The organism is Candidatus Desulfofervidus auxilii, from assembly GCF_001577525.1.
Classification (GTDB): Bacteria; Desulfobacterota; Desulfofervidia; order Desulfofervidales; family Desulfofervidaceae; genus Desulfofervidus; species Desulfofervidus auxilii.
Window position 1 is genome coordinate 1236873 of sequence record NZ_CP013015.1, and the last position, 17947, is coordinate 1254819.

The following is a 17947-nucleotide window of genomic DNA, read 5'->3' on the forward strand; positions in this document are numbered from 1 at the left end:
AGATGTTAAATTTTATGCGCCGTCATGCACGTTCTTGGTTGATAAAAGCTGCCTTTATGATAATTATTATCGTTTTTATCTTTTGGGGAGTGGGTTCATTTCGCACCCGACGTATCCCAGTATTGGCTTATGTAAATGATGAGCCCATTTATTATCCCCAATTCATTACTCTATATCGTCAGGTAATAGAAAATTATAGAAGGCGGTTTAAAAATTTTAATGAAGATTGGGTCAAAAAACTAAATCTTAAACAAACAGTGTTAAATCAGTTAATTGAAAGAAAACTGTTAATGCAAGAAGCAAAAAAAGCGGGTTTGGTGGTTACTGATATGGAATTGGCCCAAACTATCCAAAAACTGTTTCAAAAAGAAGGACAATTTGATTATAGATGGTATAAAGAAGTTCTGGCTAGATATCACTATACTCCAGAAGAGTTTGAGGAGAATATCAGGGAGGATTTGATTATCTCTAAATTGACAGACATGATTCAAAGTTTGGTTCATGTGTCTGAAGTAGAAGCTTATGAGACCTATCGGTGGTTAAACCAAAAGATTAATCTAGATTTTATGGTGTTTGACCCTAAAGATTTTAAAAAAGGAATTGAGATTGAAAAAAACGCCCTTAAAAAATACTTTGAACAACATCAAAAAGATTATCTTATTCCTCCTCAATTTAAAGTAGCCTATGTAAAAATTCCTTATCAAGAGCTTATCCGTGAGGTCCAAATTTCTGAAGAGGAAGTCAAGGAATATTATGAAACCAATAAGGATGAATTTTTTGAACCAAAAAAGGTATGTGCCCGACATATCTTATTTCGCATTCCTTCAAAGGCCTCTAAAGAAGAAGTGGAAAAGATAAAGAAAAAGGCAGAAGCGGTTTTGGCTAAGGTTAAAAAAGGAGAAGATTTTGCCAAATTGGCCCAGAAGTATTCAGAAGACCGAGCAAGTGCCAAAATGGGTGGTGATTTAGGTTGTTTTTCTGAAGGGAAAATGGTTAAACCCTTTGAAAAAGCGGCATTTTCATTAAAGAAAAATGAAGTTTCTGACCTGGTGAGAACACCATTTGGGTTCCATATTATAAAAGTCTATGAGATTAAAAAGGAAGGAATAAAACCTTTTAATTTGGTCAAAAATAAAATTATAAATAAATTGAAAAAAGAAAAGGCAACAGAAAAGGCTTTAAAAATAGCAAATCGCATTTATGCCCAAGCTATTCTAGAAGAAGATTTAAATAAAGGGGCAAAAAATTATAAAAAAAAGACTAAAGAAACTGATTACTTTAGTGAAAAAAAGTGGCCCCCTGAGTTCCCTTTAGAATTAAAAGGGGAAATCTTATCTTTAAAAAAGGGAGAAATTTCAGCACCTTTAGAAATGTCAAATGGGTATCTTTTGGTGCAAATAAAGGATGTAAAGAAAGAACGTATCCCTTCATTTAATGAAGTAAAAGACCAGGTGAAAAATAAATGGATTATAGAGCAAGCCCAGAAAAAGGCTAAGAGAAAAGCAGAAGAAATACTAAATTTATTGCAGAAAAAGGGGAGAATACCCCATGATTATCAGAAAAACATTCAGGAAACAGGATTTTTTTCTCCTCAAAAGCCTATTCCCAAAGTAGGTTTTGCCCCTAAGGTAGAAAAGGAGCTCTTTTTACTTACCTTGAATCAACCTTATTTGGATTATGTGCCTGAAATAAAAGATAAATTTTATATATTCAAACTCAAAGCTCGCCAAGAACCAGATAAGACTGAGTACCAAAAAGACAAGGAAATGTTTAAAAAAAACCTCCTAACCCGACAGCGTCTAATTATTTTTAATACTTGGGTAAATAGCCTTCGTCAAAAGGCAAAAGTAGAAATTAAACAAGAAATGCTGTAATAATTATGATGAGTTTCCAATTCTCCCATTCAGAGCAGTTCAAGACCTTCAAGACAGTCCTCCACCACGCAATACTTTACCATCTACCGCTAAGCCTTTGCCTTTAAAATATTCTTTTCATCCATTAATTTACCTTTAACACAAAGGGGAAGAAAAAGTCAGAGGATTTTGATATCTGTTAAAAACAAATTATTTCGTGACTTTGACGAAGTCCTGACCTACAGACTGTTTTACTTGTATTCTTCTGATTTTGTTGTTATTCTACAAAAATTTATAATCTAAGGAGGCAAAATATGAAAGCAAAGGAGATAATGAACAGGAAAATAGAATACATAAAATTTGATGCCACCGTGTATGATGCCATAGAAAAAATGGTGGATAAGCGAATCAGGTCTTTGGTAGTAAAGCCTAGAGATGAGCAGGATGTTTATGGAATAATTACTGTAAGGGATATTGTTTTTAGAGTGATAGGTAAAGGGCTTGACCCTCAAAAAATAAAGGTGGACGAAACTGCTTCTAAACCCTTAGTTTGCGTGGATAAAGATATGGATATAGAGCATATTATTAGTATGATGGAAAAATTTAATATTGCCCGTATTTTTATATGTGAAAAGAAAAAAATCCTGGGAGTGGTAGCCTTGTTAGATGTTATGGCTGGCTCTTTAATAGAAAGGGCAAAAGGAGGATAAGTTGTTTAAAAAGTCCTTTTTAGGTGGCAAAAATGAGGAGAGAGTCATAGAGAAAATAAAAAAACATATAAAAATTCTATACACTGCCTGTGAGACTTTTAAGAGTGCTTTAGAAAAACAGGATATAGAAAAAATGCTAACTGTTTCTGACTTAGAAAGAGAAGGAGATATAGTAAGAAGGGAAGTACTTTCAAATATTTATGAAGGAGCTTTTTTGCCCTTTATTCGGCCTAATATCTGCAAGTTTGTAGAAATTATGGATAATGTTCTCGATGAGCTAAAAAATGCTGCTCAGGTATACGATATGGGGTTAAAACTGGATAAAGACATAAGAACTGATTGCATTGAAATAGCCCATTTAAATTTAAACATGTGTGAAATGCTCTCTATTACCTTTGAAGCGTTGTGTGAAGGCCAGGATTTGAGAGAAAAGATGTTGGTTATCAGAATCTATGAGAAAAAAGTGGATGAAATGAAATTAGATTTAGTCAAAAAACTAATGGGAAGGGAAATAAAAACCTTTTGGGAAGGAAAAGTCCTTTCTGATTTTATATCCTATCTTTCAAATATCAGCGATATCATTGAGGATGCCAGCGATTACCTCCAGATTTTAAATATAAGCATAAGATAACTTATGACTGACCTAATTCCTATTATAGCCTATACCTTAATTGCCTTTAGTGTTGGCTCAAACGACACATCTAATGCCTTAAGTATATGTATAGGTGCTGAAATTATAAAATTTAAAAAGGCAGTCTTTCTATTTGGATGCTTTGTTTTAATGGGCGTTATATTACAAGGTCAAAGGGTAATGCATACCGTAGGGAAAAGCCTATTACCCATAAACTTAGCTATTTTAAATATAGCTTTGTTAATCTCTGCCTTTTTAATTATTCTTTCCAACTGGAAAAAATTGCCCCTTTCTACCCATCAAGTAATAATTGGCAGTTTGACCGGAGCGGGAATGGCCTTTGAGGTAGATATAAATCTTTCCTCCCTTTTTAAAATCGTGCTTTCTTGGATTATATCTCCTTTAGGGGCTTTTCTCTTTTCTTTAACCCTTTACAGAATAATGGAAAAAACTCTTTCTAAAATGCCTTTGTTTCAAATTGAAAGGATTCTCAGAATTTTATTGCTCATCAGTGGTTTTTTAATAGCTTATAATACTGGTGCCAATGAACTGGCAACTATTTTAGGGGGTGTGATACATACAGGGTTAATGGACCAATTACAGGCTTCCTTATTAGGTTCTTTTTTTGTATTCTTAGGAGCCATCCTTTTAAGCCACCGGGTGATAGAGACTGTAGGTAAGGAGATAGTTGCCTTAGACCCCTATTCAGGTTTTGCTGCCCAATTTGGTGCAGGTATTTGTGAATTACTCTTCACTTTCTTGGGAATGCCTGTTTCCACCACTTATTGCATCATTGGAGGAATTAGTGGAGTGGGAATGCTAAAAGGAATGGAGACAGTGAAGATGGCTTTAATTAAAAAAATAGTCCTAAGCTGGATTTTAACTCCCTGTTTGGCCTTTATAACCTGTTTTATCTTAGCAAAAATTTCCCACAATATGTGATTGATTTTGGGATAAGGAAACAAAAAAATGTCCTGCCCTCCAAGGGGACAGGACATGGGTCACTACAACGAAGTAAAAGAAATTTACATAAAAAAGCAGACTTTCAATGTTCTTTAGCTTCCTCGGTTTTTTCTATTAACTTCCAATTTGCCCTATTATGACATTCACCACAAGTGGCAGGGCCTGTGTTTTTCTTTTCCCTGGCCAATTTTCTATGGCAGCCCACACAATTTGTGTGATAGGCATTCATTAAAGAAGGGGTAACACCCCCATCTTCTCTTTTTTCGTCTTTGAACCCATGACAATCTGTACAACCTGTTTCTTCTCCCTCTTCATAGACTGCTTTTCCTTCTTCTTCGCTATACACATGGTGACAGTCAGCACAGGATTCATCCCCACCTAAAACATCCACATGTTTCTGATGGGTAAAGATTACTGGTGCTCTTTCTAATTTCTGAAAGACTTCCTCATGGGCAATGGTCATCTCCTCATCTTGGGCAAAAAGATATCCTCCTAATAAGACAATACTTAAAAAAGAGAGGCCTATTATCCATCCCATCCATTTTCTCATCATTTTCCTCCTTTATGCCTTTATTGCTTCTGGAATTTCAATGCACTCAACCAATAGTTCACTAATAAATTTGACATGCATATCTAAATTATAATGTCCAACAATATCTTCCATTCCACTATGGCAATTATGACACGGAGTAACTACAATCTTTGCCCCGGTTCTTTCCAATTGTTCTGCCTTTACTTTGTTGCTGTCACACCGCTTTGTCTTCCAAGGTGGTCCACAATTGATAACATCACCTCCAGCATTACAACAATAATTATATTCTCTATTTGGCCACATATCCCTAAAGTCTTCACAAATGGCCTTCATTACATAACGGCCCATTTCATATAAACCCCTTCCCCTCATGATATTACAAGGGTCATGCAGGGTTACAGGTTCTTTTATCTTACGGGCAATTTTAATCTTTCCATCACGCAATAGTTCATAATAAAATTGAACTGCATGGACGATAGGTATGGGGTGCATCCTCCAGCCCAATATTCTATTGCCTCTATCATAGACAGACCTAAAAGCATGGCCACACTCACCCATCACAATCTTTTTACACTTGAGGCGCATGGCTGCTTCAAAGTGGGCCTTTTTTACCCTGCCCATTACTTCCCAATCACCAGAATACATGGCCATATCACTATTGTCCCAGCCATCAAAAGAGGGCATTGTCCAGTCTATTCCTGCAACGGTCATGATAACCGAAGCATTAGCCAGCAATTGAGCCAAAATTTTGGGTTCAGGCCCAATTACAGAATACATTACATCTGCCCCCTCTTTGTCCAAAGGAATACGTGCAGTAGTGACTATATCTTGGGCATCTTCTTCTTGCCACTGTAAGGTATCAATCCATTCGTCTTGTTTTACCCACATCTGATTCATAGTAACCGCATGGCTATTCACTGTGTCTTGTAAGTACTGAGGTACTACCCTACAAAAATGACATATTCTTCTGACTAAACTGATAAGATAGGCCATATCTATGCCAAAAGGACAGTACATAGAACACCGCATACACACATTACATTCAGTATAGACAATTTCAGCCGCGGTCTTAATAAATTCAGCATTTACTTTTCCCTTTGCCTTTAACATCGGCCAAAGGGTATTTCTAATCTTTCCTACAGGGGCAAAATGGGGATTACCATCATTAGAAAGATAATGATGACAGGCACTAGAACACAATCCGCAATGGATACAGGTATCCACATAAGCTTTAATTCTGGCCCAGCCTTCTCCAATTAATATCCGATTAACAATCTTTTCTATCCTTTCAGGTGTTAGCTTCTTTACCGGTTCATCTAAACCAATATCTTGGACATGCCATTTATCCCAATTTTCTCTAGGCTCTATAGGGCCTATATATTCTGCCATAAATTAAACCTCCTTAAAAATTAATAATCTTTTACATGACGCACAGCGCCAAATTCAGAACCCATATAGGCACGTGTCATCCAGAAGGTCAACATGTGACTAAGGCGGGTAAAAGGAATAGCTACAAGCATCAATTCTCCACTTAAAATATGTAAAATTAACATTATTTTATAAGGTAAAATCCATTGATAATGAGCTAAAAAACCGGTAATAAATGGTAGGGCGGCAATAGCTAAGAGCACATAGTCAGAGGTAAAGGTAACATATTTCACTTCTGGTAAAATTCTTCTCCTCATAAAGAAAAATACACAGGCAGCAATTACTACCAAACTCATAATATCTGCCAACCAATCTGGAATTGTCCACCAACTAATTTTAAAAGATTCATACCAGAGAATATTATGGGCTAAAAGGAAAATAGGCGCTATCAATAGGCAAATGTGAAAACTAAAGGAAATAATGGTATGAGCAGGCCTTTGACGCATATTGAGACTGCCAAAAGGAATAATCCAGTGTAAAATAGAACGAAGTCCGTATTTTAAGCTAAAATAGTCATATACCGTTTGGTCTTTTTTCCAGGAAAGCCAAGAAAGATAGATTATTTTCCCTAAGCTTCCCACCACAAATACTATAAAAGTAATCCACAAAAGAGGACCTCTTACAAACTCATACATATCTTCCTCCTAATAACTTACATAAATAAATGTAAGCCTATGTTTAACATTTGGTCTATACATTGTCAATAAAATTAACCCAATATTTCACTTACAGAAATAATACGCCGATAATATTTTCCATTTTCAATGCATCTTAAGAGCATCTTATTTCCATCAGGACTAAAGATTGGTGGCCATATCGCATCAAATTCTTTATTCCAGACCTTTCCATTTATGGCCCAGGTATATTTGTGATTTCTTTCTACCTTAGTAGCAACATTTTCTCCATCAGGACTGAAGACAGGGTCCCAGACCATATCAAACCACTCAGGCCAGATATAGTCATCTACTACAATACTCCATACTCGGTAGGGCTTTAATTCTACCACAGGTTCATCTAATTTTACTATAGCCGCAATCTTTTTTCCATTAGGGCTAAAGACAGGCTCTACCACAGCCCCATTTACGGTAGTATTCCATGGCTTACCATCTACAGCAATAGTCCATTTCCCATTTTTCAGGGCGACTACCGCAGCAATAGAAACTTCATCAGGGCTAAAAACCTGATGCCAAAGTTGTTTAAATATAGCAGGCCAGATAATTTCTCCATCTATAGCTAAAGACCATTTGCCTTTCTGCACAGGAGCCGTCACTCTGTGGCTATTTGGCTTAAACTTAGGTCCCCATGTCCAGCTATAAGCCTCTGACCAGGGTTTTCCGTCTATAGCAATAGTATTATGCTCGGGGTCAATTCTTACCTCTGCTGCTACATGAGCGCTGTCAGAACTAAAATCTAACCCCCAAACATTTTGGAATTTTTTGGGCCAAGGCTTCCCATTGACGGCTACTGTCCAGAGACCTTCTTCAAATTTAAAAATATCTCCTTCAGGCATGGCCTCTATCTGCACTGCCGCTGCTGTGTTTCGTCCATCAGGACTGATAACCATATCTCTCATCTCTAAAAAGTCATTTTCCCAAGGCTGGTCATTTACTACTACCTTGTATTTTCCCTCACTCCTTGCCTTGATTGCAATGCTTTTGCCATCAGCGCTGAATGTAGTATCCCATACATACTCAAACTTATTTTCCCAAGGATTTCCATCTATAGCCAGTGTCCACTCATCATCTGCACAAACCAAGGCTGTTAAACGATCGTCAGGGCTAAATTTTACTGACCAGACTTTTTCAAACGTTTCTTCCCAAGTCTCTCCGTTGACACAAATAGTTATTTCTTCATCTTCTGTCTTCACCGCTGCTGCGATTTTTTCGCCATCATTACTCACTACCAGCTCATGTACCTGAGGAAATTTTGATATCCATTCATTTATATCTGTGATACATTTTTCCTTCGTTTCCCAATCCCAGTTCTTTATATTAGGCATAATACTTCGGCATACACAGGAGTGGACAGCAGCACTCACCGCATTCCAGGTTTTTATATCAAACATAACACCCCCTCCTTTATTTTTATTCTATTTAAACAAATCTAAAAAAATAGTCAAGTAATTTTTTACTTGTTTTTTATAAAACTTGCCCAGGGCACTATTACCTCTTGAGGTGAAACACCACCATGGACATAAAGAGGTTGTTTATAAGATGGCCTTAAGACAGAGGTCATTTTCATTCTGAAACCATGGTCTGAAAATAAAAAAACATTTTTATTGCCTTTTAATAGAGGTTTTAAAATGGGCTTTAATTGGGTTATCATCTCATTTATTATCTGATGAGGAAATAAGTGTGTTTGATGAATATAGGTGTCAATTAAATCTATTTTAAAGATTTTTAAGGCATCTTTTTTTAGTAAATGTAAACCAGGTGAAAGATTTTCTGAATAAATCTCTAGATTTAAAGCAGTTAATTGAGTGAAGGTATCTGTTGGGGCCTGGGCCCAATAAAAACCTTCTTTTTCTATTTTATACCCTAAAGAAGGTAAAAGCTGTTTTTTAAAGACCATCCATAAGTCCCAACGCAGTCCATCTAATAAAATAGCTACTCCTTTTGGAGGTAAGGTTAGAGGTGCATATTTTTGTTGTTCATAAAATTGCTTAAATTTTTTATCCAGGGTTTTATTCCAATCAGTAAGTTGTTTTAAAAAAGACTGCTTTAAAGTGTGGGGAAGATTGCTAGTCATTACTTCTCCCAACATCCATTCCATGTGTCCTAATTTTTCTTTTAAAAATCCTTCCCAGGCTTCTTTAGTAGAATAATCATCTACAGATGTCTTTATTAAAGATAATAGTTTCTGATAACTCAAAACCAGTTTTTTGGTCTCTTCATCCAAATTAGAGATAGAAAACTCCTCCTGTTTTTCTAAAAGATAAGCTAATATACGACTTTTTAGTTGAGGGAAAAGCCTTTCTCTCTCCAAAGAAAATGAAAGATTTGGTTGATAAAAACGCAAGTGTTGCCATAATAAGTCCTCGTCTTCTATCCTCTCTGCCCATTGTTTGAATGCCTCTTCTTCAGAAAGCCTTAAGGTGAGCTTTAAGAGGCTAGGTTGTCTATCCTGCCATTCTGTTTCTGGAATCCTGGCTAATTCTCCTGCTAAAGATAGAGGCAATTTATGAAAGTGACACCAAGCAAGAAATACCAGGAAAGAAAAAAAACGTTCCTTCCACTTCTGAGCTAAAGGGATAAAACCCGGTTCTAATTCTCTTAAGGCCAGTTCTAAGGCAGGTGGAACACCCGTTGTAGAGACAGTTACCTTGACATAAGCATCTGGTGGCAATCCTTCCCTTCCTTCTAACCAGTCTTTAAAAATAGTTTCAAGTTTGCTCTTAGGCAGATTTTGGCCTTGTAAGCGAGTGATAAGGGTGTCCAAGTTTCTTTCCACCACAGTGATTCCCTGCAAAAGGGCATTTTTAAGTTCTGGAGTAATGGCAAGCAATTCTTCTACTTCTCCCTTCTTTTTTAAAAAACTAGCTAGTTGGTTTGCCTTTTCTTTATTCCCAATTTCTTTAAGAGCCTTAATGTAAGTCTCCAAGCGGTTATTCAATGGAGGGGATTGTAAGGCTTGCATGGAGGCATTAATGCCTTCTTGTATCTGGTTTTTTAATATAGAAATAGAAGGTAAATCCACCTCCTGCCCTAATTTCCAACCACAGGCACATACGGGACTCTCAGCTAAGCATGCCTCCACATCTGCCTGACATAGTTGTTTTAACACCTTATTTAGTTTTTTTTCTATTTTTTCCAAATAGGCCCTGGCTGGCAATACAGGCAGGCTAGACCAAAGTTTTAATAACTTATAATCTGGTTCTTGTTGTAGCTTAAAATAATCATTGAAACGCTCAGGTGTTAAATATGAATTATGTTTTTCCTTATAGACTTGGGTATACGCCTTGTGAAAATCACTAAAGTGTTCTTCTAAGCTCAATAATGCAGATGGATTAAACAATAAATTTTTTTTAAATATCTCAGCAACTTCTTTATAATGGGCTTTTAATCCATGGTCATCTGGTAGTAAATGCAAGTCAGGATGATGTAAGTATTCATAAATAAAGCAGGTTTTTTCTCTCTTTTCATAAAATTCATGTATGGCCTGAAAACGTGCCCAAAGGATATCTATAAAACTTATTTCTCTCAATGTTTCACAGAACCGTTTAAGTCCAGAAGTAGCAGTTAAAGAGCCTTTTATGGCCTCTAATAGCTGTTCTAATTGTTGTAATGTTTCCTGGGCCAGATTCAAATCTGAAAAGGCAAAAATAGGATGAGAATGAAATTTATTTAAAAATGTTTTTATAGCTTGTAATTGGAACTTTGTATTCTTTTTAAATTCTATTAATGTTTGCCATAGGGTTTCCTGCTGAGTTACAGTCAATCTTTGTCCTTGAAACTTCTGGGGCAAGAAGGGCACCTTAGAGAGTAAATTTAATTCTTCTGAGGAAAGAGTTGGAGTTAATTCTATGGTATCAACTTTATTCAAACTAGAAAGGTTTATCCTGGTAGGTGATAACCTTTTATCTTGGTGATAAGGCATTAACAGGCCACTATGAATTAAGGCCAAGAGTAAAAGTGTATATTGTTCTTCACATAGCCCAAATTTTCCCCAATGTAAATATTCAAATAATTCTTTAGTAGACCAGCGGTCTTTTGTTTGAAAGGCTTCTAAAATGTGTTTTATTAAGGGTGCTCTGGTTTCTTCTATTACTACTTGATAACCCCCAGGTATTTTCTTTAGGATACCCAGAGGACGGACAATTCCTTCTATCAATAGTTTTAATCCCCTTTCTTCGCGTTTTAAGGTAATTTCTCCTGGAATAATAAGGGCATTTGCCAATTGTTGTCTTTGAAAGAAAGGAGGAGGTAGGGTATGGGGAGCAATAAGGTGATGTAAAGGGTATCTTTTTTCTAAAATAAAGGCCCCTATTCCTTCTAAGAGACGAAGCCAACTACTGGCATCCAAAATAACTACTTGAGTGGCCTCCTTTTGACTGAAGTAAAGACTACCTTGACGATATGCCCAAGTAAGTTCTTGTGTGGACTGCTCAATAGCATGTTGATAAAGGGTAGTAACTACCTTTTGCAATTTTTTCCCTTTAGCCGTGGTATCGGTTTGATAACGCTCTAACAATTGTCCATAAATAAAGGCCTCTTCTAAATAGAGTTCATTTACCTTTTCTGGAATCCATACCCCTACGCCCGGGGGCAAAGGAGGCAAGCTGACTTCTTCCTTAAGAGGTAAACTAAGGATAAACAGATGGAAGTCGGAGTGAGGTTCTATCTTTGTTAATGAATCCAAAAATTTTTCTAGGGTGACAAAATGAATTTGGCCTTCTCTGCGGGTGTTTTGCCAGATAATATTTACATCTATTTTTCCTGTCTTGCTTAACTCTTTAAAGGGAATGGGAGAAGAAACTGCATGTTGATAATTAAATTGGTAAATCCTTTCATCACCTGGTAAGATAGCCTGTTTTAATTGGCGAAATCGAGCACGGATGATAAATTGTGTATCTTCTTCTAAATCTAAGTAAAACTTATCTTCTAGAAATTCTTTACCTGGCTCATGTCTGAGATAGGCCCCTTTTTGAATTAACTGGTTAAGGATATCATGGATAAAACGAAAATTAAGTATAGGGTCTAAATCAGTAAAGGGATGTAAAATAGCCAGAGTAAGTTCTTTTACGGTAGGGTGATGTTTTATAGGTGAAACTGCTAATAGAATCAGGAGTTTTATTAGAGAAAGGGCAACTTTTTGAGTCTCAGGCTCAGGAAATAGGCCAGGAATAAGCTGTTTATAAAGCCCATAAACCTTTTCATAGTATGGATTGGTTTCCAAAGTTTCACGAAGCCTATCTGAAAAATGGTCAAATATAAGGGTAGGAGAAAGTAAAGTAGAGGGTGGGGCATTCAATAAAGAGGGAATGTGCCTTTTAGTGTCTCCTTTTAAGCGGCTATATACAAAATCAATTGCTCCGCGGTGTTGAGAGAATAATCCCCTTAATTCATGTAAAAGTTGGATGGTCAAAGGATGGACAGGATAAAGCTTAAACCATTGTTCCCAATCAAAAGGTAAATAATTAAATGTCTGTTTAAAATATTCATATAGTTCTTCCAGGTATGCCTTGGCCTGGAGTCGCTTTTTTACCAAACGTTCACTTACAATCTCTTCTATGTGAGCTCCAGCAAATAATAAACGCACAGGGTATCTATCTTTAATTTTGGCAAAGGCATCTTGGGGAATATCTCCAGTGGTTTCCAATTTCTCTTGTAAAGCAGCAATAATCCATAAAGGAATATCTTGGGCCGCTTCACCTAAAAACTGGAGAAAGCGGATATCTTCTTGAAAGGCAGGAATAGTGGGTTTTGACTTTAAAAATTCAGATAATTCATCTACTAATAATATTGCCCCTTTATAACCCTCTTCCTTCAATACCTGCTTAAGTTGTTTTAATAACACCTCACGGTCTAATACAGGACGATAGGGTAAATTCAATTTTTGAAATAATTGATGTAGATGGGGCCAGTATTTGAAAGTAAAAAGTTCTTTTTTAGAAATATTTAGCTGTTTGGCAAGTTCATTTAAGGTATCTTTATTATTTTCTAAAAGCCTTTCTAACTCCGCCATAAAATTAGGTGGTAATAGTCCTTTATGAAAACAACTTTCCAAATCATTATTTATGGTTTCTAATACGATTTCTTGTAAACGGAATTCATTACCATAATCTAAAAGGGAAATGGGAATAACCAACCATGGTCCTTTGACTTTAGGTAAATTGGGCACTGGTGGTGTAGTTTGAGACTTAAGATAAAGATAAAGGCAGGCTAAAAAATGTGACTTGCCACTTCCATAACCCCCCTCAATAAAAAAACCTTTTCCTTTTTCTTCAGCCAAACTGGCAAAAATGGCCTGAAAGGCCCGATTTACTTCCTGGGTAAACACCAAATCAGTTTGTAATGCTTCTCCCCCGGGTTCTAAGGCCTGTTTTAGATAAATTACAGTCTTAATTTCTGGCAGGGTGATTAAATCAGCTATCTGTTGCATGAGTCTCCACTAATTTTTGATACCTTTTTATCCAGCCATATATTTTCACCTTTTCTGGATGGCGTTGCAAGGCCTCTTCCAAGGTGGAAAGCAAAGCATCTACTCGCCCCTGACGTTGATAGGCAGAAAATAATGCACTCCTTACTGGATGAAAATAGGGGTCTTGTAAGAAAAATTGTCTTAGTATTTCTATACCTTTATTTATAAGTTCAGGTGCTTCACACTTAATCAAGGTAAAACCCAAATTTAACGTGGCTTCTTTATTTTGAGGTTCTATCTTTAACACCCTTTCATAGAGGTTAATGGCCTCATAAAGTTTATTGTGTTGCCGTGCCATCTGGGCTTGAGTAAGCAATAAATTTACATCTTTTTGGGCAAAAGGCATACCAGCGATAACTTGTATTTCCCTTTCCCAATCAGCATTCCCTTTTATATATCTTTTTATTAAAAGCACCTGTCTTTTTAATTGGGCATCCTTAGGATTTTCTTTTAAAAGCAACTCATAGACTTTTAGGGCCTCTTGATACTTTTTTAATCTGGTCAAAATCACTGCCTGAAGACGGCGAATATGAAAATTGTCTTGAATGTGAAAAGGTACATTTTGTAACAACTGCCATGCCTTTTGTGGCTGTTTGGCCTTTAAATGAGCTTGAAGCAACCAGTAAAGTAAAATTTGACTAGGAGATTGTTGAAATAGATACTGAAATATTTCACAGGCCTCCTGAGCTGATTTTTTATTTCCCTTGGCTAACAAAATCCGTCCTTTTAATTGAAGCGCTTGCCTTTCCGTAGGCCATTTCTCCAATACTTCTTTACATATCTTTTCTGCCCTTTCAATGGCCTTTTTTTTTAATAACAATTCTACCCAAAGGAGTTTGTATTTCAGATTTTCAGGTTCTTGATTTAGAAGTTCTAAAATTTCCTCCTCTGCTTTAATAGTGTCAGTTTGAATAAGCCTTTTGATAGTAGCAAACTGTTCTTTTTCCATAAAAATATTTTAGCATAGATTTTAGGGAGGAGAAATATATCCAGAATCCTTAATCAGAATGATAAAGCCAGAGGTGGTGTCTCATTTCAGGTAAGGATTATTAATCTCACACCTTGGTTCCATATATCCGATAACGCTTTGTAAGGTGAGCGTGTATCATTTCTGTCATGCGGATGACAGGTATGTTATCTTCTAATAACCAAGAAAATTCCAGTCTTTGATAAGAGAACTTCCTCAAGGCCTTCCCTGCTTCAAAAAGAAACAGAGGCACAATTCCTGTATGCTGGTATTGTCTTTTGATACCCAAAGTTACTGCCCTTATTCTAGTAATTTTTCGGCGATACCATAAGAATTTCAGCCACCCCAAAGAAGACAAGCTCCCATTTAAATGTTTTAAAACCTGAAAATAATCAGGCAGAAACATTAAAAAACCTACCGGTTCAGTTTTAACTTCTGCTAGCCAGACCAATTCTGGGATTACCAAAGGTTTCAAACGTTCAGCCATTTTATGAATTTCGGCATCTGTCATAGGCACAAAGCCCCAGTTTCTGGACCAGGCATGATTATAAACTTCTTGAACCCGTTTTAATTCTTCATCCCAATTTTTTATATTTATAGGTCTTATCTTCACATCTGGATATCTATTTTGTAAACGTATAGCCATCTTCCCTAATCTAGCCATAATGCCATCTCTGAAAGGTAAAGAAATTTCGTAAGCTAGTAAATCCTTTATTTTTTTAAGACCAGCTTGCTCCAATAATTCGGGATAATAAGGGGGATTATAAGTCATCATCACACAAGGAGGGTCTTTAAAATCATCTATTAGGATACCGCAAGTCTCATTAGTAGAGGGATTTACCGGGCCATAAATTTGAGCCATTCCTTGGGTTTTAATCCATGTTTTTGCAGTGTTTAAAAGCGCTTTGACCACAGATAAGTCAGGAATTGTTTCAAAAAAACCAAACCAGCCTATTTTTGCCTGATGATAACTATTATAATTTTCATCAATAATACTGACAATTCTCCCCACTACTTGGCCATTTTTATAGGCCAGAAACAATTCCCGCTTAGCATGTTTATAAAAAGGATTTTTTTTAGGATTTAATAAGAAATCAGTCTCTTCTAATGAGGGAGGCACCCAATAAGGGTCATTTTGATAAATCTTCCAGGGAAGATGCAAAAATTCTTGCCATTGGCGATTTGTGACAACTTTTTTTATTTCTATCATTAAATAATGCCTGCCTTGCGTCCTGCTTGAGCAAATGCCTCTAATGCCCTCTCCAATTGTTTTTGAGTATGGGTAGCCATCACACTGGTGCGCAATAAGGCCCTTCCAGGAGGAACTGCTGGAGGCACAACCGGACTAACAAAAACTCCATTTTCTTCTAGATAACGACACATTTCAAATGTCTTGTCTGTATTACCAATAATCACAGGCACAATGGGAGTAGTGCTATATCCTGTATCAAAACCCAAAGTTTTCAAACCCTCTGCCCAAAAGTGGGCGTTATCCCAGAGCTTTTTTCTTCTCTCTGGTTCTGTTTTTATTATCTTAAATGCCATACTAGCAGCAGCGGCCAAAGGAGGAGCCAAACTAGCACTAAATAGTAATGCCCTACCTACATGTTTTACATATTCTATTACCTCTCTTTTGGCAGCTATAAAACCTCCAATAGTAGCTAAGGATTTGCTAAAAGTGCCCATGATGATATCTGTTTCTTCTTCAAGACCAAAATGTTCTGCTGTCCCTCTACCATTTTTCCCCATTACTCCGATTCCATGAGCATCATCTAACATAATCCTGACACCATATTGTTTACTTAAATCAACTATCCCGGGGAGATTGGTCAAATCTCCTTCCATACTAAAAACTCCATCTACAATAATTAACTTTGGTTTTTCAGGCTCACATTGTAATAGACGTTCTAAACTCTGCATATCATTATGAGGATAACGTTTGAAACAGCCAGAAGCGAGACGACAGCCATCAATGATACTTGCATGGTCAAATTTATCTAAAATAGCTACACAATCTTGGGTCACTAATGCTTGAATACAGCCTAGATTAGTCTGCATACCAGTAGCAAATACAATGCTGGCTTCCTTTTTGAAAAATTCGGCAATTTGGGCCTCCAAGTCTTCGTGTAAGTCGATAGTGCCATTCAACAAACGGCTCCCTGCACAACCTGTTCCATATTTTTTAATGGCCTTAATGGCTGCCTCTTTAACCCTTTGGTCTTCAGTCAGGCCCAAGTAGTTATTTGAACCCAACATAATAAACCTTCTTCCGTTGATATTTACCTCTGGGCCCTGAATAGAAGAAATAGTGCGGAAATAAAAATATTGTTCTGCTTTTTTTACTGCCTCCAATTGATGGTAAAAATCAAAACACTTAGAAAAAATATCTGTTTTCATAATTATAACCATCCATGTATTTGATACCACCTCAATGTCAAAGTCATGCCTTTGGCCAGACTGTATTGAGGTTTATAATTCAATAAATCTTGAGTTTCTGAAATATCACAAAACCAAGTTTTTTGAAAGACCTCTTTTAATTTATTTCTAGAAAAAATTAACGGTTTTTTAAAAAAATGACTATAAAACTCAGCACCCATAGCAAAAAAATAGGTTAAAAGTTTAGGCACTTTTATCACAAAGGGCCTTTTATCCAGAATCTCAGAAATAGTATTTATAACCCCTTGCCAGGTATATGCCTTCCCATCAGAGAGAAGGAATACCTTGCCTGAAGGTAGGTCATTTTCCAGAACTTTCATGAGGGCTTGCACTACATCTACTACATAACAAAAACTCAAAATACCATCTGGGTTTAAAATAGGGGCAAAACCTTGTTTGATAACCTGGAAATAACTCAGGAGTTCTTTATCTCTTGGACCATAAATGACTGTTGGTCTAAAGATTATAATTGGTATTACCTCTTTGAATTTTGCCAATGTCTGCTCAGCTAGCCATTTACTTCTGGCATAATGAGTCTGAGGATAGGGAGGGTCATTTGGAGTAATTACTTCCGTTTTCTGGCCATTTACGGCCAATGTGGAAACAAATACAAAGGCCTTTAGAGGTAACTTTTGTCTCAATACTGAATTTATTAAGTTTACCGTCCCTAAATAGTTAACTTGATAAAAAAGAGAAGGTCTTATGGCTTTAACCACACCTGCCAAGTGATAAATGAAATCTACTTTGGGCAATCTCAAGTCTTTTTTCCGGCAATCACCAACAATTAAATTTACAGGTAGGCCATGTAACCACCTTAAATTGTGTGCGTTTCGAACCAGACAATAAACTTCATGGCCTTCCTTTAAAAGTCCTTCTACTAAATGACTACCAACAAAACCCGTAGCTCCTGTAACTAAAATTCGTTCCAATAGAGGCCCTTTTCTTGGAGTTCGCCGATATTAAACACTAGCAGTTTACTTAATTCCATGTCATTTTTCAAGATTAACTCCAAAGTTCATCAGGACTTCGTCAAAGTAATTTTAACGGAGATCCAAATGATAAGCGCACCTGTCTGCCGACAGGCAGGATGGCTCAATGCAGAATGCAAATTGAAAAATGCAAAATTGCCTTCTGTTAAATTGGAACGTTAGCACGTTGGAATTGGGAATTAGGAACTGGGAATTGGGAATTTCTATTTTCTATTTTCTGTTTCCCGTTTCCCTTTCCTTCTTTTCCTTCTTTATGCGCGTTAACACGTTTACACATTGACACGTTTACATGTTAGAA

13 protein-coding genes are annotated in these 17947 nt (G+C 36.6%); 4 read left to right on the forward strand and 9 right to left on the reverse strand.

The genetic code is table 11. The features are described from left to right. The first annotated feature begins 2 nt into the window (after positions 1 to 2). The 4 genes from HS1_RS06225 (at position 3) to HS1_RS06240 (ending at position 4136) form a co-directional block, all read left to right on the forward strand. Positions 3 to 1874 (forward strand): SurA N-terminal domain-containing protein, encoded by a 1872-nt coding sequence (locus HS1_RS06225; RefSeq protein ID WP_066062448.1) that lies wholly within the window; start codon positions 3 to 5, stop codon positions 1872 to 1874. Between the two features lie 293 nt (positions 1875 to 2167). Next, on the forward strand, positions 2168 to 2563 hold the full coding sequence (locus HS1_RS06230; protein ID WP_066062451.1) for a CBS domain-containing protein: 396 nt from the start codon (positions 2168 to 2170) through the stop codon (positions 2561 to 2563). Between the two features lies 1 nt (position 2564). Next, positions 2565 to 3194: a TIGR00153 family protein gene (locus HS1_RS06235; RefSeq protein ID WP_066062454.1), complete on the forward strand. Its 630-nt coding sequence runs from the start codon at positions 2565 to 2567 to the stop codon at positions 3192 to 3194. Between the two features lie 3 nt (positions 3195 to 3197). Continuing rightward, positions 3198 to 4136, forward strand: a complete 939-nt coding sequence (locus HS1_RS06240; RefSeq protein WP_066062457.1) for an inorganic phosphate transporter — start codon at positions 3198 to 3200, stop codon at positions 4134 to 4136. Between the two features lie 103 nt (positions 4137 to 4239). On the opposite strand, the gene HS1_RS06245 is transcribed toward HS1_RS06240, so the two are convergent. The 9 genes from HS1_RS06245 to HS1_RS06285 form a co-directional block, all read right to left on the reverse strand. Next, positions 4240 to 4710 (reverse strand): cytochrome c3 family protein, encoded by a 471-nt coding sequence (locus tag HS1_RS06245; RefSeq protein ID WP_082757672.1) that lies wholly within the window; start codon positions 4708 to 4710, stop codon positions 4240 to 4242. Positions 4711 to 4719: 9 nt separating this feature from the next. Beyond that, positions 4720 to 6078, reverse strand: a complete 1359-nt coding sequence (gene tmcB / locus HS1_RS06250; RefSeq protein ID WP_066062462.1) for an electron transfer complex ferredoxin TmcB — start codon at positions 6076 to 6078, stop codon at positions 4720 to 4722. A gap of 20 nt (positions 6079 to 6098) precedes the next feature. Beyond that, the gene (gene tmcC / locus HS1_RS06255) at positions 6099 to 6752 is read right to left on the reverse strand and encodes a TmcC family electron transfer complex membrane anchor subunit (protein ID WP_066062466.1); all 654 of its coding nucleotides are present in this window, start codon (positions 6750 to 6752) and stop codon (positions 6099 to 6101) included. A 74-nt stretch (positions 6753 to 6826) separates the two neighbouring features. Further along, positions 6827 to 8182, reverse strand: a complete 1356-nt coding sequence (gene tmcD, locus HS1_RS06260; protein ID WP_066062468.1) for an electron transfer complex subunit TmcD — start codon at positions 8180 to 8182, stop codon at positions 6827 to 6829. A gap of 62 nt (positions 8183 to 8244) precedes the next feature. Further along, complete coding sequence (locus tag HS1_RS06265) at positions 8245 to 13218, reverse strand: DUF6079 family protein (RefSeq protein WP_066062471.1); 4974 nt, start codon at positions 13216 to 13218, stop codon at positions 8245 to 8247. After that, positions 13202 to 14206, reverse strand: a complete 1005-nt coding sequence (locus HS1_RS06270; protein ID WP_066062475.1) for a tetratricopeptide repeat protein — start codon at positions 14204 to 14206, stop codon at positions 13202 to 13204. The genes HS1_RS06265 and HS1_RS06270 overlap by 17 nt, the downstream gene beginning before the upstream one ends. A gap of 106 nt (positions 14207 to 14312) precedes the next feature. After that, positions 14313 to 15434 carry a GNAT family N-acetyltransferase gene (locus HS1_RS06275; RefSeq protein WP_066062478.1) on the reverse strand — a complete coding sequence of 374 codons (1122 nt, stop codon included), beginning with the start codon at positions 15432 to 15434 and terminating at the stop codon, positions 14313 to 14315. Further along, positions 15434 to 16633 carry an aminotransferase class I/II-fold pyridoxal phosphate-dependent enzyme gene (locus tag HS1_RS06280; RefSeq protein ID WP_156469410.1) on the reverse strand — a complete coding sequence of 400 codons (1200 nt, stop codon included), beginning with the start codon at positions 16631 to 16633 and terminating at the stop codon, positions 15434 to 15436. The genes HS1_RS06275 and HS1_RS06280 overlap by 1 nt, the downstream gene beginning before the upstream one ends. Next, on the reverse strand, positions 16624 to 17589 hold the full coding sequence (locus HS1_RS06285) for an NAD-dependent epimerase/dehydratase family protein (RefSeq protein ID WP_066062481.1): 966 nt from the start codon (positions 17587 to 17589) through the stop codon (positions 16624 to 16626). Before HS1_RS06285 ends, HS1_RS06280 begins: the two co-directional genes overlap by 10 nt. Positions 17590 to 17947 lie beyond the last annotated feature (358 nt).

Coding starts and splice junctions, on each gene's coding strand:
- HS1_RS06225 (WP_066062448.1), top strand. CDS start 3: ATGTTAAATTTTATGCGCCGTCATGCACGTTCTTGGTTGATAAAAGCT.
- HS1_RS06230 (WP_066062451.1), top strand. CDS start 2,168: ATGAAAGCAAAGGAGATAATGAACAGGAAAATAGAATACATAAAATTT.
- HS1_RS06240 (WP_066062457.1), top strand. CDS start 3,198: ATGACTGACCTAATTCCTATTATAGCCTATACCTTAATTGCCTTTAGT.
- HS1_RS06245 (WP_082757672.1), bottom strand. CDS start 4,710: ATGATGAGAAAATGGATGGGATGGATAATAGGCCTCTCTTTTTTAAGT.
- tmcB (WP_066062462.1), bottom strand. CDS start 6,078: ATGGCAGAATATATAGGCCCTATAGAGCCTAGAGAAAATTGGGATAAA.
- tmcC (WP_066062466.1), bottom strand. CDS start 6,752: ATGTATGAGTTTGTAAGAGGTCCTCTTTTGTGGATTACTTTTATAGTA.
- tmcD (WP_066062468.1), bottom strand. CDS start 8,182: ATGTTTGATATAAAAACCTGGAATGCGGTGAGTGCTGCTGTCCACTCC.
- HS1_RS06265 (WP_066062471.1), bottom strand. CDS start 13,218: ATGCAACAGATAGCTGATTTAATCACCCTGCCAGAAATTAAGACTGTA.
- HS1_RS06270 (WP_066062475.1), bottom strand. CDS start 14,206: ATGGAAAAAGAACAGTTTGCTACTATCAAAAGGCTTATTCAAACTGAC.
- HS1_RS06275 (WP_066062478.1), bottom strand. CDS start 15,434: ATGATAGAAATAAAAAAAGTTGTCACAAATCGCCAATGGCAAGAATTT.
- HS1_RS06280 (WP_156469410.1), bottom strand. CDS start 16,633: ATGGTTATAATTATGAAAACAGATATTTTTTCTAAGTGTTTTGATTTT.